The organism is Streptomyces sp. WG5 (assembly GCF_049974565.1).
Taxonomy (GTDB): domain Bacteria; phylum Actinomycetota; class Actinomycetes; order Streptomycetales; family Streptomycetaceae; genus Streptomyces.
The window spans coordinates 109,477-124,971 of the sequence record NZ_JBNGGC010000004.1 but is presented as its reverse complement, the minus strand read 5'-3'; the positions used below and the strand labels follow the sequence as shown (position 1 = coordinate 124,971).

11 protein-coding genes and 2 pseudogenes are annotated in these 15,495 nt (G+C 69.8%); 2 read left to right on the top strand and 11 right to left on the bottom strand.

Annotation, left to right across the window (positions count from 1 at the left end):
- Positions 1-146: 146 nt before the first annotated feature.
- Both ACP4IX_RS05785 and ACP4IX_RS05780 read right to left on the bottom strand, forming a co-directional pair.
- Positions 147-830 (bottom strand): nucleotidyl transferase AbiEii/AbiGii toxin family protein, encoded by a 684-nt coding sequence (locus tag ACP4IX_RS05785; protein WP_426554906.1) that lies wholly within the window; start codon positions 828-830, stop codon positions 147-149.
- Positions 831-835: 5 nt separating this feature from the next.
- Positions 836-1,227 (bottom strand): annotated as a pseudogene (locus tag ACP4IX_RS05780) (hypothetical protein).
- Positions 1,228-1,793: 566 nt separating this feature from the next.
- Here ACP4IX_RS05780 and ACP4IX_RS05775 point away from each other — a divergent pair.
- Together ACP4IX_RS05775 and ACP4IX_RS05770 are read left to right on the top strand one after the other, a co-directional pair.
- The gene (locus ACP4IX_RS05775; protein ID WP_007445201.1) at positions 1,794-1,988 is read left to right on the top strand and encodes a ribbon-helix-helix protein, CopG family; all 195 of its coding nucleotides are present in this window, start codon (positions 1,794-1,796) and stop codon (positions 1,986-1,988) included.
- On the top strand, positions 1,985-2,377 hold the full coding sequence (locus ACP4IX_RS05770) for a type II toxin-antitoxin system death-on-curing family toxin (RefSeq protein WP_426523712.1): 393 nt from the start codon (positions 1,985-1,987) through the stop codon (positions 2,375-2,377). The genes ACP4IX_RS05775 and ACP4IX_RS05770 overlap by 4 nt, the downstream gene beginning before the upstream one ends.
- A gap of 516 nt (positions 2,378-2,893) precedes the next feature.
- Here ACP4IX_RS05770 and ACP4IX_RS05765 read toward each other — a convergent pair.
- The 9 genes and pseudogenes from ACP4IX_RS05765 to ACP4IX_RS05725 form a co-directional block, all read right to left on the bottom strand.
- Positions 2,894-3,484 carry a GTP-binding protein gene (locus tag ACP4IX_RS05765; RefSeq protein ID WP_426554905.1) on the bottom strand — a complete coding sequence of 197 codons (591 nt, stop codon included), beginning with the start codon at positions 3,482-3,484 and terminating at the stop codon, positions 2,894-2,896.
- A complete protein-coding gene (locus ACP4IX_RS05760; RefSeq protein WP_426523710.1) occupies positions 3,471-3,842 on the bottom strand; it encodes a DUF742 domain-containing protein in 372 nt (123 codons plus the stop codon). The genes ACP4IX_RS05765 and ACP4IX_RS05760 overlap by 14 nt, the downstream gene beginning before the upstream one ends.
- Complete coding sequence (locus tag ACP4IX_RS05755) at positions 3,842-4,243, bottom strand: roadblock/LC7 domain-containing protein (protein ID WP_030826382.1); 402 nt, start codon at positions 4,241-4,243, stop codon at positions 3,842-3,844. Before ACP4IX_RS05755 ends, ACP4IX_RS05760 begins: the two co-directional genes overlap by 1 nt.
- Complete coding sequence (locus tag ACP4IX_RS05750) at positions 4,240-6,441, bottom strand: nitrate- and nitrite sensing domain-containing protein (RefSeq protein ID WP_426554904.1); 2,202 nt, start codon at positions 6,439-6,441, stop codon at positions 4,240-4,242. Before ACP4IX_RS05750 ends, ACP4IX_RS05755 begins: the two co-directional genes overlap by 4 nt.
- A gap of 429 nt (positions 6,442-6,870) precedes the next feature.
- Positions 6,871-7,168, bottom strand: a pseudogene (locus tag ACP4IX_RS05745) (IS5/IS1182 family transposase); the annotation flags it as partial.
- A gap of 77 nt (positions 7,169-7,245) precedes the next feature.
- Positions 7,246-7,971: a response regulator transcription factor gene (locus tag ACP4IX_RS05740; protein WP_426554903.1), complete on the bottom strand. Its 726-nt coding sequence runs from the start codon at positions 7,969-7,971 to the stop codon at positions 7,246-7,248.
- Positions 7,968-9,203 (bottom strand): sensor histidine kinase, encoded by a 1,236-nt coding sequence (locus tag ACP4IX_RS05735; RefSeq protein WP_426523707.1) that lies wholly within the window; start codon positions 9,201-9,203, stop codon positions 7,968-7,970. Before ACP4IX_RS05735 ends, ACP4IX_RS05740 begins: the two co-directional genes overlap by 4 nt.
- A 96-nt stretch (positions 9,204-9,299) precedes the next feature.
- Entirely contained in the window at positions 9,300-11,513 is a 2,214-nt protein-coding gene (locus ACP4IX_RS05730) for an MMPL family transporter (protein ID WP_426523706.1), read from the bottom strand.
- A 583-nt stretch (positions 11,514-12,096) separates the two neighbouring features.
- Complete coding sequence (locus ACP4IX_RS05725) at positions 12,097-13,851, bottom strand: glycosyltransferase family 4 protein (RefSeq protein ID WP_426554902.1); 1,755 nt, start codon at positions 13,849-13,851, stop codon at positions 12,097-12,099.
- Positions 13,852-15,495 lie beyond the last annotated feature (1,644 nt).

Genomic DNA, 15,495 nt, shown 5'->3' with positions numbered 1-15,495 from the left:
TTGGGGTCTGCGTTCCAGGTCTTGAACCAGGCGCGGATATCGGCTTGAGGATCTGGACGTTCTTGTGTGCGCCGCGGCGGATCTCGGCCGCGTGAGTGAGAGCTTTGCGGAGCCGGTCGGTCTCGTCGGCAACTCGCAGATGAGGTTCAGTCCGGATTCGAGCCGTCGATGTCCGGATCATCGGACACTTCGAGGAGGCGGGCCGCGAGGCTGTCGGCCCACTCCACGGCCCAGGCACGGAGAGCGGTGATGGTGGCGTCATCGAGGCCATAGGCGGCGAAGGCTTCGTCGTCGGTCCACTCGGCGCCTGTGAGGTTCGCCTGAAGGTCTTCGCGCTCGAAGCGGCCGCGGGCGTGGCGGCGGCCGAACTCTTCGAGCTCGGCATTGGTCCAGCGGCGGGAGGCCGCGAACACGTCGATCAGGTCGCGGGGCGCTCCGCGGTCGGCGAGGGCGCGGACCTTGGTTCCGATCCCGTCCTCCTCCGCGAGGACGGGACCGTACGGGCTCTGGGTGACCGGCCGCCAGAAGATCTCCTTGAGGATGTCGACTTCGCATTCCTGCCCGGTGGCCGGGTCGGTCACGGTGAAGCGGGCGGACAGCGGGGCGGTCTCCAGCGCGTGCACCTTCCAGCCGCGGGCTTCCAGGCCGGCCCGGAGCGTGGCGGCGATGTCGGCCATGGGTGCCGGGTTCTCGGTGGCGACACCGAGGTCCTGGCTGGGGCGGTTCACCAGGCGGTGCGCCCGTGCGGCATATCCGCCGGTGAGAACTAAGGGGTATGGGGAGCCGAGGGCGATCACATCCGCCAGGAGCCGCGTGTGCAGCTCCGGCATGTCCGTCACGCGGCTGCCCGGGTGCGGGAGGCGAGCTGAGGGAAGGCGTCTTCCCATACGGCGCGCACGGTGCGGCCGACGAGGGTGCGCAGCACCGGCCACAGCTGGAGGAGCAGGTCCCGGTTGAGGTACCGGGGCAGGTCATCACGCAGGCCCTCGTGCAGGACGGTGCGGTACAGGCCCATACGCTGGCGCGGCTTGTCCAGATCGTATGAGGTCATCCCGGACCAGGCCATGTGCAGCGGCAGATCCACGACACCGTGGGTCGGCCCGCGCAGCTCGTCCAGCGACTCCGGCAGACGGCGGCGGAACTTCTCCCGGTACAGCGCGAGGTCCTCGGCGTCCGCGCCCGAGGCATCCCTCGGGTGGGTGCGGGGTGCTGTGGGCGGGAGGGCATGACTCCATTATGGCGGCCGGAGACGTTGCGAGGGGTCATGATGTGCGAGCTGGCGTCCAGAGCGAGCGGGGCGGATCCCCGGGTGAGCTGGTTGCTGCAGTCTGCCCAGCCCTGCGCAGGACGGACTCTCGGCCTTGACGCTCGTTTGACGCTGTGGGCGTCTGTACGAGGACGATGAGCCGAGAAGCCAGGCTCTGACCATGGCTTTTCTGGGATCCGCTCAGACCGACATCTATCCGATGACGTCGCATATGGAGTGCGTCGCTATCCTCGAACCTGCTGGCAAAGGGTCTTGACCTGCGCTTTTGTTGTTCGGGTGGGTCGCTCGCCCTGTTTCCCTCCAGGCAGCGGTTCGCGCGGGCGGATCGATCTCTATAACTCGCTGACCTGCGGATTCGTGAGCGAGGTGCATGCATCGGCGACGCTTTGAGAGGGTCGTTCGGAGATCCTTGACGCTCGCAGCGGAAGTCTCTGCTGCACCTCCTCATCAGGTGCCTTGGGCCCCACGTCTTCAGGGGAGCGGCTCGAACGCGCCAGCCATGATACCGGTCAGGTATCATGGCTGTATGGCGATGACACTCCGGCTCCCCGATGACCTTGACGCGAAGCTCACCGAGCGGGCTCGTCGGGAGGGCCGCAGCAAGCAGGAACTTGCCATCGAGGCCATCCGTGATGCTCAGGACCGGGCCGAGCTGAAGGTCGATGACGTTCTGGCCGAGCTGATGGACAGCGATGCGGAGATTCTGGACTACCTGAAGTGACGAACGTGCGCTACCTCCAGATCGACGAGATCCTGGCCATCGCCCGCACGGTCAACGGTACCGAGCACAGCGTGCGGGACATGGGTCTTCTGGTGTCGGCGATCGAGAGGCCCCGGACGAACGTGTTCGGTGCCGAGTTGTATCCCACGTTGCACGAGAAGGCTGCGGCGCTGCTGCACTCCGTTGCCCGCAATCACGCGTTGATCGACGGCAACAAGCGCACCGCCTGGCTCGCCATGCGCGTCTTCCTGCGGTTCAACGGCGTCAGCGCCGGTACTGTCCCGCCGCCCGTCTCCGTGGCCGGCCCGTTCGTCGAGGACGTCGCGCAGGACAACGTGGATGTGCCGGTCATCGCCAAGCGTCTGGCGGCCTGGTTCCCGATTACCTGACGTTCGACGTCGTGTCCCGTAATCGATCTTCAGGTATGCCGGGACTGCCAGGTAGCGGAGGCGATGGTGCGTCTGTGCGGCGTGGAGGAGGTTGTGCAGGCGGGCGACACCGAGCATGGCGTGTCCGCGACCGGGTCGGTCCCGGCAAGACCGTCCGGTCCGAGTGCGCACTGTCGACCGGAGCCGTAGCCCCCGAGCCCGGGCAGGCCGCCGCACCGAACGGCGTACCCGCCACCATCCCGTGCCGCTGTGAGCCGGGCGCCCGGCTCACCGGAGCGCGGGACGGTACCGGGACCTGACGCGGGGAACGGCCCCGCGTCAGGTTCTGCACAGCGCCCGGTGGGAGCCGGCTGTCCGGGCCGTGCCGCGAGAGGCGTTCCTCGACGACGGCTGGTTCGAGTACGAGGACGGCGGCCGGTACCGGCCGGCATTCCTGGACTGCCGACGCGGCGGCGGCCTGGACCGGGTCTACGGGCGCGGTCGTGAGCCTCCACGCCACCACGTGGCAGGCCGAAGTCAGCCGGTCGCCGCGACCTCGGCTTTGGCGATGAGCATGTCCAGGAGCGAGAGCAGCGCACCGCGCGCGTCGTCACGGGAGCGGGCATCGAGCAAGTGGATGGGTGTGTTCGGGTCACGCAGATGCAGCGCCGCCCTGATCTCCTCGGCGGTGTAGAGCTGTTCGCCGTGGAAGCAGTTCGCGGCGACCACGAACGGAAGCCCTCGGTTCTCGAAGAAGTCGACGGCCGGGAAACTGCGGTCGAGGCGTCGTGTGTCGACAAGGACAATCGCCCCGAGTGCTCCGTTCAGCAGGTCGTCCCACATGAACCAGAAGCGCTCCTGGCCAGGTGTGCCGAACAGGTAGAGCACGACCTGTGCGTCGGTGAGGGTGATGCGGCCGAAGTCCATCGCGACGGTGGTAACCGCCTTGGACTCGATGCCGTCGAGGTCATCGATGCCGACGCCCGCGCTCGTCAGCCGTTCCTCGGTGCGCAACGGCTCGATCTCGGAGACCGTCTCGACCAGGGTCGTCTTGCCGACACCGAATCCCCCAGCGATGAGGATCTTGACGGGGTCCGCTTCCTGGGCAGGGGTGTCATATCCGGGCAAGGTTGTCCCTGATTCTCATGAGCAGGTGGACATTGGTGGTCTCGGCCCCTTCCAGGGGTGGCCGGTGCTCGATCAGCCCCCGATCCGCGAGTTCGCCGAGAAGAAGCGTCATGGGAGTGAGGCGGATGTGCATGCGCGCCGCGATCTCGGCGACCGCCAGGCCGCCCGGAGGCGAGCACATCGCGAGGATGGCCTGCCACTCGCTGGGCAGGCCGCCGTGGCCGTCGGCGACGGCCACGGCCGTGATCGTGGTGTCCATGGTGAGGGCGGTGTGTGCAGCCGCCGTACGTCCATCGGTCAGCGCGTACAGCCGCGTCCGGCGGTGGCCTCCCTCTCGCGGCCTGGGCTCGTCCGCCATTACGACGGCTGCGCCTGGCCGCGATCAGGCGTGCTCAGCCACTCACCGAGCGCCTGGGCGGTGCGCACGGCTTCACCGCCCAGCTCCCCCAGCCGCGCCTTGCGGGAGGTCACCACGATGAGCGTGCTGCCCTCCCCGCACCCGACGATGCAGAGATAGCAGTCGTCCATCTCGACCAGTTGGCGGATCACCCGGCCGCCGTCGACCTCCCTGGATATCGCCTTCATCGTGGAAGCGATACCGGAGGACGCGGCGGCTATGCGCTCCGCCTGGTCCCGTTCCAGCTCGTACGAGCTGAGCTTGATCCCGTCGTTGGACAGGAGCACGGCTCCCTGGATGCCGGCGATCCTGCTCAGGTTGTTGTCCAGGACGCTGTAGATCATGTCGTTCGTTGTCGTCATGGCTGATCCTGTCGGAGTTCTTCTTCCACTGTCTGAGTCCCGTGTTCGTAGTCCGCCCAGGCGTCGGCCACTTCTTCGGGTGTCGCCGCATCCTGATGGACGGCAGTCTCCGGTGCGTGGGGCGCGCGGAGCTGCTCGGCGATATGAGCCTGGGGGACCCGCTCGGGGAGGGCCGGCTTCGCGTCACCGTTCCGTGTCGGGGAAGGAGCCGACGGCTTGCTCTTCACCGGCCGCCCGGGCAAGCGCTCCGGCGTCCTACGGCCGGCCGACGCGGTCTTCGCGTGCAGGACCAGCTCGGGCTTGCGTTCGTCGAACGGGCCCGGCGCCGGGGCGGGCATCGCCACCGCGCGCGGTGTTTCCTTTTCCGCCCGGACCGGTTCGGTCGGCACAAGGAGTTCCTTGGGAAGGATCACCACGGCCGACGTCCCCCCGTATACCGAGCGGCGCAGCGTCACTGTGGCGCCGAGCTGTTCGGCGATGTGGCCGACCACGAAGAGTCCGAGCCGGTGCGCGTTCTCCGCCAGGACGGAATACGGCGGGGCCGAGTGCAGACGCCCGTTCATCTCCTCGTAGGTTGCGGCGGTCACCCGAGGCCCGCGGTCCTCGATGTCGACCAACAGCCCGTCTGTCACCAGTTCGGCACGGACGACCACCTTCGACTGCGGCGGGGAGAACCGGGTGGCGTTGTCGAGGAGTTCTGCCAGGAGGTGGCTGATCTCGCTGATCACCCGCGGTACCACGCTGATCTCGTCCAGGGCCTGGCGCTCGATCCGCCGGAAGTCCTCGACTTCCGCGGCGGCTTCGCGCAGCAGGTCGGCGACGCGCATGGGCTCGGTGTGCGGATCGGGGATCTCCCCACCTGCCAGGATGAGCAGGTTCTCGATCTGCCGCCGCATACCCACCGTCAACTGGTCGGATCGCATCAACCGGGCGAGAAGCTCCTCGTCGTGCCCGAAGGCGTCCTGCAGTTCGTCGGTGAGGGTCAACTGGCGGCTGACCAGGTTTCCGGTGCGCGAGGCGATGCCCGCGGCGAACATACCGAACCCCTGACGCTCGGCCGCGAGCCGCGCATGCCCGTCGACGGATACGGAGACGACCCGGGCGAACGCGTCGCTGATACGTCCGACCTCGTCCCGGTCTCCGCTCACCGCGGGCAGCGCATCGTCGTCGACGGGCTGCCCGCGCTGGAGCCGGGCAACGACATCCGGCAGCGTGTCCTCGGCAACGGCCACCGTACGTTGGTGCAGACCGCGCAGGCGGCGGAGCACGGAGCGCGTGGTGAGCACGATGACGGCCGCGACGGCAAAGACGGCTGCGCCGTTTCCGACGATCAGCCAGATGACCCCGTTCTCCAGCTGCGTGGCCTTGGCGTCGGCGTGCACGAGCAGTGCTCGCCCCTGTTTCGCGTTGAGCGCGGCAAGGCGCGAGGCGAACTCGTCGTACGCGGCCTGCCAGGCGTCGGCCTCCTTGGGCAGCTCGATGCCGGACGCGGTGTTCCGGTGATCGGAGATGACCGCGTCCTCGAGGCGGACCTTCGTCTTCCAGCCGTCCGAGGCGAAGACCTGGTCGTAGGCCGCTTTGTCCTCGGCCGTCAGATACGGCGCGACCCACTCGTCGTACTGGTACCGCTGGGATCCGACGGAGTTGACGAATTCGGCGAACCCGGAAGGGCTCAGCCGCCTGGACGGCCCGGCCATGGCGAGGATGGTGGTCTCGCGCGCCACCATCTCGGACACCGTGAACACCGTGACGACCAGGCCGCTCTCCTGGATGAGCTCGGCGTCTTCCGCATGGCTGAACTCGTTCTGGTATACCCGGATGATGCGGTCGACGAGGTCGGAGTAGTAGCCGATCGTCCGATCCGCGTCCCCGCTGCGGGCGTCCGCGCGCTCGCGGAACGCGGCCAGATCCGCGAGGCTGTGCTTCAGCTCCGCGACGTACTGATCGTCCTCGCGCCCGGTCGCCGCCGCAGCTCCGTCCGCCGCCCGGCGGAACTCGTCCGCGGCCCGGTCCGTGGCCGCGCGCTGCTCGCGCAGCTCTTTCTCGGACACGGAGCCGCTCGCCCACCGTGTGGCGGTCATCGCCCGCTCGGCCTGCAGTTCGACCATCAGCCTGGTCAGCGGTACATCGGTCCGCTCACCGACTGCCACATCAGCGCGCAGTTGCTTTGACTGGTGCACCAGCGGCTGTGCGGTCATGACCACTTGGGCACTCATCGCCAGAATAGGGACGATTGCCAGCCAAATGAGCAGCGTACGCAGGCGCAGAGTACGCCGCCGACGAGTCGCCGGCTGTCCTCGTGTGCCTTCGGGTTCTATGGGAGACATCAGTCCTCGGAGAGCGGGGAACCAGTGGGGACGGCCCGACCGCCGAGACCGGACGCAGTCCTGAGTTCAGGACCGGGGGAAGTCCGGTTCGGCTTTGACGCGACGTGAGGTACCGATCATAACCAGCCACACCGGCGAAACGGAGAGAAGACTTCCGTTGGCCACATGTGGTAGCGGCGACGAAGCGTTGCGCGCATCAGACGCCGGCGTTCACCTGACGCCTGGGCACAGGCGTGCTCGTGCAGACAGGACAACCCGCTCCGCCGGTCGCACGTCTTGGTCCGACCGGCGAACGGGGCACTTGAGGCGTCGGGTGGTGGGCCGGCCATCCGAGCGGTAGCGGCTCGTCGGTCGCCGGATGAGCATGCGGAGCGTGACGACGGTGGCGGCGAGGCAGAGGTAGAAGCCCACGGCCTCGCCGCTCTTCCCGGTGCAGCGCCGGAGCTTGCGGTAGTCGGTTCGTCTACGAGTGGGTGCGCTCGATCCCCCAGCGCTTGCCGGCCTGGATCGGGGCCGGCACGCCCTTGCGGGCCATCTCGGCCGTGAACCCCAGCCGGGCTACCCGTACACGGAACTTGGTGCTGTCGTAGCCGCGGTCGGCGGCGCGCGGAAGGCTTGACGCTCACCTGACACCCGTCTTGATGCGGTGTCAGGTACCGCTCTGTGGTGGCCAGTTCATCTCGGCTCGTAAGTCTCGTCCTCTGACCTGTGCCTCGGCGGGGCCCCGTTGTCCGCTCCCGCCTGCACCAGGCCCGTCTGGTACGCGATGACGACGAGCTGTGCCCGGTCGCGGGCGTGGAGTTTCGTCATCGCGCGGTGGATGTGCGTCCGTACCGTCAGCGGGCTGACCACCAGCAGCTCCGCGATCTCCGTGTTGGACCTGCCCTCGGCCGCCAGCGCCATCACTTCCCGTTCCCGTCCGGTGAGGTCGGCGAGCCGTTCCGGGGGCGCCAGGTGGGTGCCGGGGGCCGGGGAGGTGAGGAAGCGGGTGATCAGGGTGCGGGTGGCGCCGGGGGAGAGAAGCGCCTCCCCGGAGGCCACCGTGCGGATGCCGGCCAGCAGGGCGTCCGCGGTGACGTCCTTGCCGAGGAAGCCGCTGGCCCCGGCCCGCAGCGCCTGGGCGACGTAGTCCTCGGTCTCGAAGGTGGTCAGGATCAGCACGCGGGTGGTCGCCAGCTCCGGATCGGCGCAGATCGCCGCGGTGCCGGACAGGCCGTCCGTCCCGGGCATGCGGATGTCCATGAGCACCACGTCCGGGTGGTGGGTACGGGCCAGCTCCAGCGCCGCCGCCCCGTCGGACGCCTCCCCGACGACCTCCATGTCCGGGCAGGAGTCGATCAGGATGCGGAACGTGGCCCGCAGCAGGGCCTGGTCGTCCGCGAGCAGCACCTTCACGGTCATGGAGACTCTCCTTCGACGGCGGCGGACGGCTGCAGCGGCAGCGCGGTGGTGACCTCGAAGCCGCCCTCGGGGCGGGGACCCGCGCACAGGTCGCCGCCGATGGACTGGGCGCGCTCCCGCATGCCCCGCAACCCGAAACCGCCGGACGTCCCGTTGACGGCGGTGGCCGGGCCGTCGTTGCTGACGGTGATGAGCAGCCGGGAGTCGGCGTAGGTGAAGCCGACGTGGGCGGCGCGTTCGGAGGCGTGCTTGGCGACGTTGGTGAGGGCTTCCTGCACGATCCGGTACGCGGTCAGGTCCACGCCCGGCGTCAGCGGGCGGCGCACGCCCTCCTGGTGGACGACGACTTCCAGGCCCGCCGAGCGGTAGGAGTCGATCAGCTCGGGAAGGCGGGCGAGCCCCGGCGCCGGTTCCAGGCCCTCGCCCTTGGGCCGGTCGTCCTGGCGCAGCAGGCCCAGGGTGGCCTTGAGCTCGCGCAGCGCCGAGGAAGTGGTGCCGGCGAGGTCGTCGAGGATCTTCCGGCTCTGCTCGGGGTTGCTGCGCGAGAGGTGGGCGGCGGTGCCGGCCTGGGCGTTGGCGAGGGCCAGGTGGTGGGCTACGACGTCGTGCAGCTCGCGGGCGATGCGCATGCGCTCCTCGGTGACCCGCAGCCGGGCCTCCTCCTCCCGGGTGTGTTCGGCGTGCTCGGCGCGGGCCTTGACCGCTTCCAGGTAGTCGCCGCGCAGCCGGGCCAGGCTGCCGCCGACGAGCGGCAGGGCCATCCAGAACACCGGGCCGATCACGGTCAGGACGGGGGAGAGGTCGCGCATGCCGTCGGAGAACAGGTTCACGGTCAGCAGGGCCACCGTGACGGCGAGCGCGTACAGGCGAACGGTCCGGCGGTCGCACAGGACGGCCAGCCAGTACATCGCGGCGAGCAGCGGGGCCAGCAGCATCGGGGTGAGCAGGTAGCCGCGCGCGATCGCGGCGATGGTGACCCCGGCGACCACGACCACGACGGTGCGGGTGTGGGTGCGGTACTTCAGCAGGACGAAGCAGGACAGGCCGAGCATGATCTCCAGCGACTTCCCCGTGTCCGGGCGGTTGACGCCGGGGAGGCTGAGGTGGGTGCCGAAGAAGGCGCAGCCGATGAGGGCCAGCACCATCGTCACGTCCAGGAAGCGGGGAAAGCGCGAGAAGCGCGACGCGTACTGCTCCACGCGCTCGGTGTAGCGCTCCAGGCTGCTGCGCATGGTCGGCTCTCTCGGTGAGGGGGCTGGCATTCATGGTGGACGATGCGAAGCCGCCCTGGTCGCTGGGACGACCCCGGGCGGCTCCTGCGCACCCGGTCAGGCGCGGGCGAGGTCCTTCTCGGCCGGTTCCGCCTCGGGCTCGGTCGGGCGGGTCAGGGCCTGGCCCTCCACGTCGACCCGGGGCAGGATACGGTCCAGCCACTTCGGCAGCCACCAGGCCCGCTCGCCGAGCAGGGCGAGGACGGCGGGGACGATCGCCATCCGGACCACGAAGGCGTCGAGCAGGACGGCCGACGCGAGGCCGAAGCCGATCATCTTGATCATGGCGTCGCTGTCCCCGATGAACCCGGAGAACACCGCGATCATGATCAGCGCGGCGGCCACGACGACCCGGGCGCTGTGCTGGAATCCGGAGGTCACGGCCTGGGCGGGCCGCTCGCCGTGGACGTACGCCTCGCGCATCCGCGAGACCAGGAAAACCTCGTAGTCCATGGCGAGGCCGAAGACGATGCCCACCAGGAAGATCGGCATCAGGCTCATGATGGGGCCGGTGGTCTCCACGCCCAGAAGGTCGGCGCCGTGGCCCTGTTGGAAGACCACGACCACCGCGCCGAGCGAGGCGAGCACCGAGAGCAGGAAGCCGACGGCCGCCTTCAGCGGGACGAGGATCGAGCGGAAGACCACCAGCAGCAGGATCACGGCGAGCCCGACCACCACGAGCAGGTACGGAACCAGCGCGGACTGCACCTTCTCGGAGATGTCGATGTTCATCGCGGTAGTGCCGGTGACCTCGAAGGCCGCCCCGGCCTCGGACTCGACGCCGGGCCGGTCGCCGCGGATGGTGTTGACCAGGTCCTTGGTCTCCTGGTCGGTCGGCGCGGTGGTGGGGACGACGGAGAAGACGGCCGTGTCACCGGATTCGTTGAACTGGGCCGGGGACACCGACACCACGCCCTCGGTGCCACCGATGCGCTCGGAGACGGTCTCGGCCGCGGCCTTCGGGTCGCCGGCGTCCTTGGCGTCCACGACCACGGTCAACGGGCCGTTGAAGCCGGGGCCGAAGCCCTCGGCGAGCGCGTCGTAGGCCCGCCTCTGGGTGGTCTCCGTGGACATGGCCTCGTCGCCGGGCATACCGAGCCGGAGGTCGGTCATCGGCAGCGCCAGGGCGCCGAGGCCCGCGACGGCGGCGAGCAGCACGGGCAGCGGACGGCGCAGCACGAAGCTCGCCCAGCGGGTGCCGCCGTTGACCTTGCGCGTCTCCTGCGGCGTACCGCCCGCTCGGCGGGCCTTGCGGTCCTTGCGGGTCAGTACGGCGTTGGGCCAGAAGCCGAGGAAGGCCGGGACCAGGGTCAGCGCGATGAGGACGCCGACGACGACCGCGCCCGCCGCGCCCAGACCCATCTCGGTCAGCATCGGGATGCCGACGACGGAGAGACCGGCGAGCGCGATGACGACGGTGAGCCCGGCGAAGACCACGGCGGAGCCCGCGGTGCCGGTGGCGAGGGCGACGGCCTCCTGGGGCGTCCGCCCCTTGGCGCGCTCCTCGCGGTAGCGGAAGACGATGAACAGGGCGTAGTCGATGCCGACGGCCAGGCCCAGCATGATCGCCACGGTGCTGGTGGTGTCGGTCAGGCCCAGCGGACCGGCCAGGGCCGTGAGGGCGAACAGGCTGATGCCGACGCCGATGAGCGCGGTGAGCAGCGGGAGCCCGGCGGCGGCCAGTGAACCGAAGGTGATCAGCAGGACGACTGCGGCGACGGTGATGCCGATCGCCTCGGCGGTGCCGCTGGGTCCGCCCATCTCCTGCATGGCGTCGCCGCCTGCCTCGACGGTGAGCCCGGAGTCACGGGCGTGCTCGAGCGACTCGTCCAGGTGGCTGCGGCTGGCGTCGGTGAGTCCGGCGGCGTCGACCTTGTAGGTCACGGTCGTGTACGCGGTGGAGCCGTCCTCGCTGACCGCGCCGGACTCGTACGGGTCGACGGTGCTCGCGACCTGCGTGCCGTCCCCGAGTTCGGCTATCGCGGCCTCGACGGCCTTCCTGTTCTCGGTGGCGGTGACCTTCTCGCCGTTCGGCGAGACGAAGACGACGCGGGCGGTGGCGCCGTCGGCTGCGGCGCCGGGGAACCGCTCCTCCATCAGGTCGAAGGCTTCCTGCGATTCGATCCCCGGCATGGAGAAGGGTTCCTCCTCCGCCTCCGGCGCGGTCATGCCGGCGAGTCCTACGGCGGCCAGCACGGCGGCCCAGGCAAGGGCAACGGTCCAGCGTCGCCTGAACGCCAAGCGGCCCATTCGATACAGAAAAGCAGCCAAGGGAGGGTCTCCACATCCGGGTCTCGAAGGTGCCTCCAGACTCCTGAAGAGGGGGGTGTCCTGTCGTCGTCCGGCTGCCGACACTGCGCGGTACTGAATCCGCAGTACTACGCCCTCCGCGGGTCCCACCCGGGGACGAGAGCGGGTCAGCCTCAGGTCGCGGGGCGGAGTTCCTCAACCCCCGGGAACGGCACACCATGATGCCGGTTCGACGGACTCCGCGGACCGGGCGTACAGCGGCACCGTCCGCTGCCCACTGGTGCACAGCGCGCACTGTCTCGGTGCTCACGTGCACCGACAGCGCCGCGCCGTCCGCGAGCGACGGGAACAACAACTCGTTCAGCCGGAGCACGACTTCGCAGCCCGGGCGCAGGCAGCCGGGTTGGTGTGCCGTCCCCTGCCGGAGACGGTCGCCGGCACCCGGGCCTGGCCTCGCGACGGAGGCATGCCGGTTGATCACCCTCGGTGGGCTGAGCACGGGATCGATCCCGAGTGCCGCGTCGGGTGGGCACTGGGTTCCACTGCACCGGACTGGTGCCTTGACGGAGCGTGGGATGTTTCCGGTCTGCGCCGCGGCGAGCCGTCATCTTCGGCCCGCTCTTTCGGGACGCGACTCGACCGCGCCACTTTTTGATACCGGCCAGGCATCATGGCTTCGGGCTTGAAGGCCAAGCCGGCTCCCGGGGAGAGGGTAGCGGTGAAGGTCTGCGAAGGAACCGGCCCTTCCCGGTGGACTTCCACCCCCGGGTATCCGGTGGTCTTGCCGCCCCGCGCTACCTTTCTTTCCTCCTGCCCCGGCGTCACGGAGAACTGGGGCCCTGCGGTGACAGTGCCGCTCAGCCGGATGCCCGGGTGGCGGCCCACAACCAGCTTCCCGTCGAGGTCGGTGTCGGGAGCCAGCGCAGCTACTGCTGTGACCGGGATGGTGTGGATCAGCGGGCCCTTGTCCCTGGCGCAGGTGTTGAGCTGACAGAGCGTCCTTTCCTCGTAGATCGGTGTCTTCAGTGACGGTCCGTCGAGCCCCTGCAACGCCGCGTCCAGCGTCTGTGGCGGTACGGCCCTGTTCACTGGCGGTCTTCTCGCTCCGGTCCGACACGGCGGCCATGTGCTTATGGACCGGCATCGACGGCCCCGAGCCCGTCCCCGGTGCGCTTCCCGGACTTCGCCCGCCACCGCCGCGCAGCAGCCTGCAACGTTCGTCGAACACCCGCGTCATCCACCGCGGGACGGAAATCCGGGGCCGACCTCCGGCAGGTGTCCCGTGGTGGACCACGCCATCGTCCGGGGGACCACCGCTGTCCGCTCCGGTGGAGAGCGACGGGCCGATGCGAGTGCCCGCTCCTCGCGGCCGTGTCGTTGGCAAGGTCTCGACGGCCTCGCACCACAGGTCGAGGTCGGACGTGGCGCTGAGCTCGTCGGAGCGGGCCCGTGCGCGGCGTGAGGCGCGCGCCCAGGTGCCGGGGTCGCGCAGGGAGTTCAGGACATCGATCCACGCCGCGGGATCGTCGCGGTAGGCGAAGATGCCGGCTGGGCCCAGGGCTTCGACAAGCCCGGGGGTGGGATGGGCGATCACCGGGATCCCGGAGGCGAACGCCTCCACCGCCACCCGCCCCCACGACTCGTACAGGCTCGGCATGAGCACCACCCGCGCCTGACTGTAGACGTGCTCACGCATCCGGTGCCCGGGCACCGAGTCGATCACCTCGCAGTTCGGCAGCCTTGGCGGCGGCATGACCTGCGTCCCGTAAGCGCCGCGCACCCCCCTGAACCGCCACTGCGGACTCCAGGCGGCGATCTGCCAGAACAACTCCCCGCCCTTGTCGGCGTTCAGGTTGACCAGCGTCACGCACTGGCCCGGACGGGTGCGGTACTCCGCCGCGATCACCGGCGGGCGCACCACGATGCTGCGCCGGGGGAGGAACGCGGGCGGGTAGCGGGCGTAGAAAATCCCCCCGTCCCGGCGGATCCACTGGCTGTTGTAGACGACAAGGTCGGCGCCGGCGGCGTTGTGGAAGCTCTCGGAGAAGTTGTCGTGGCAAATCACCGCCACCGGGATCGACTGTTCCCGCGCGAGCCCGGCGACCAAGGGCACGTTCTCATAGTGGGACACCAGCACATCCGCCGTGGCGGCGCGCGCGACGAAGTCGATGCCGGCCTGAAACGGCACGACGTGTACCCCGTCGATCTCGTAGGGCAGCTCGCTCTTGCCCGGGTGGGACAGCCACACCTCGACCCGGTGGCCGCGCTCGGCCAGCGGGCGGAGTATCGAGTGCAGCATCCACTCCGAGCCGGCGTTGTGGTCCGGCGGATACCCGTACACCCGCGCCACGATGGACACACGGCGGCCGGTCGGCGCGCCCGCAGCCGCCCGCGACGGACGCCACGCCGCTGCCCGGTCCGCCCGCAGGGGACCTCTCACCGGAAGAGGAGAGGCAGAAGTCGCGCGCAACAGTCCCCGGCCGCCCGGCCCAGCCCGTACCTGAGACACAGCGGGCGCGTCAGCGGTGCGCGAGGGAGGTGGGGTCGTGCCTGAAGGTGGCCAAGGAGTGGGCAGGGGCCCGGTGTCCCTGTTGTAGAGCATCGCGGCCCGACGGCCCACGCGCGCCGCCAGGGCCTGTAGACCGGCATTCCTGCCGTCACCCACGCCATCTCCTATCAAGAACGACTGGCAAGAAGTACGCGGCGCCTCCGCGACACCGGCCGCAGCGTCCCCGTTTCGTCAGCCTCCTCGTGCGCTGCACGCACACCAGGGGCCGCCACAGACGTTCCGCGGCCAGATCCCGCGCACACCTGTTCGCGCAAGACTTCACCGGGATGCCGGGCAGTGGCGACGTGCAGGACGGGCGCGCGCTGGGAGGCGGCTTGTTCGGTGACGGAGCCGAGTGAGCCCTGGGATTAAGGACGGCTCCCGGTTTCGTCCGGCCCGTCGGGGCCAGCAGCTATGGCGTCTGGTCGACAGGACGGTCGGTTCCGAAGCCAGGCCCAGGACATACGGACCTGGGCCTGGCGGTATTACGGTCGCTCTCCGAGCGGTGCCGGGGAGGAGCGCCACGCTGACGTACTCCTCGACGTCCTGGCGCTGCGCACGCGCCTCCCCATTCTCCTGACACACCCCAGGGACCAGGCGGGATGGAGCGTGGCGACCTGAGGTCTGAACCCTGGGGCGTGGCCTGCCTTCTTCGAGGGCTACCAGGGACGCGGAACACCTTCGAAGCCCCGGTCATAGGCCACGGCCATGGTGCCGGCGATGACGGTCGCCACGGTTGTTCCGCCCCATCGGGACGCCACCCAGCAGCCACGCAGCTCACCGTATCGGTGCACGTCACGCTACGCCGGGACAACCACCTCGAACAGGGACGTGCTGGTCTACCGCGTTTCGGCTCAGGCCGTGGTCCGCAGAGCAGCCGGCGGGCCGATGGCTGACGTCCCGGCTTCCCGCGCCGCACGCTCTTGCCGAGTCCGGCGCAGCGCGGCGGCCTCGGTCGCCGCAGCCTGGCGGCGACGCTGAACGCGGACCCGCCCCCGTAGGTGACCGCCGCCTGTGCCCCTACGATCAGTCCCCGAATGCCGGGGGCGTGACACCGAGGGCGTGCGCGGTCCCCGCCCGTGACACCGGCTCGCAGCAACTCGGCGATGGCTCCGTGCTGTTCACGGGTGCTGGCTCGGTACAGGGACTCGGCGTCATGGGGGCTCTCGGCGGCCACCGCCGTGAGGGCGAGGATCAGCGCGGCGTCGGACACGGGGGCGCAGTACTCCAGGGAACGCACGAGGCCGTTCCGGGGGTCGGGATCGGGGAGCACCTCCGTGCGCAGGAACTCGACGATCTGCCGGAGCGGTGTTCCGGGGTCGCCCGGGCCAGGGACTCCTCGGTCGGGAGGTGCCGGTGAACCGTTCCGACGCCCACGCCGGCGCGTCGGGCGATGGCACGGGTCATGGGCGGGCACTCGATGCCCGTGCCGGCCAGCAGGTCCCGCGTCCCGGT

Excerpts from the sequence above, each read along its gene's own strand:
- ACP4IX_RS05785 (WP_426554906.1), bottom strand. The coding sequence starts at position 830 with ATGCCGGAGCTGCACACGCGGCTCCTGGCGGATGTGATCGCCCTCGGC.
- ACP4IX_RS05775 (WP_007445201.1), top strand. The coding sequence starts at position 1,794 with ATGGCGATGACACTCCGGCTCCCCGATGACCTTGACGCGAAGCTCACC.
- ACP4IX_RS05760 (WP_426523710.1), bottom strand. The coding sequence starts at position 3,842 with ATGGCGGACGAGCCCAGGCCGCGAGAGGGAGGCCACCGCCGGACGCGG.
- ACP4IX_RS05755 (WP_030826382.1), bottom strand. The coding sequence starts at position 4,243 with ATGACGACAACGAACGACATGATCTACAGCGTCCTGGACAACAACCTG.
- ACP4IX_RS05750 (WP_426554904.1), bottom strand. The coding sequence starts at position 6,441 with ATGACCGCACAGCCGCTGGTGCACCAGTCAAAGCAACTGCGCGCTGAT.
- ACP4IX_RS05740 (WP_426554903.1), bottom strand. The coding sequence starts at position 7,971 with ATGACCGTGAAGGTGCTGCTCGCGGACGACCAGGCCCTGCTGCGGGCC.
- ACP4IX_RS05735 (WP_426523707.1), bottom strand. The coding sequence starts at position 9,203 with ATGCGCAGCAGCCTGGAGCGCTACACCGAGCGCGTGGAGCAGTACGCG.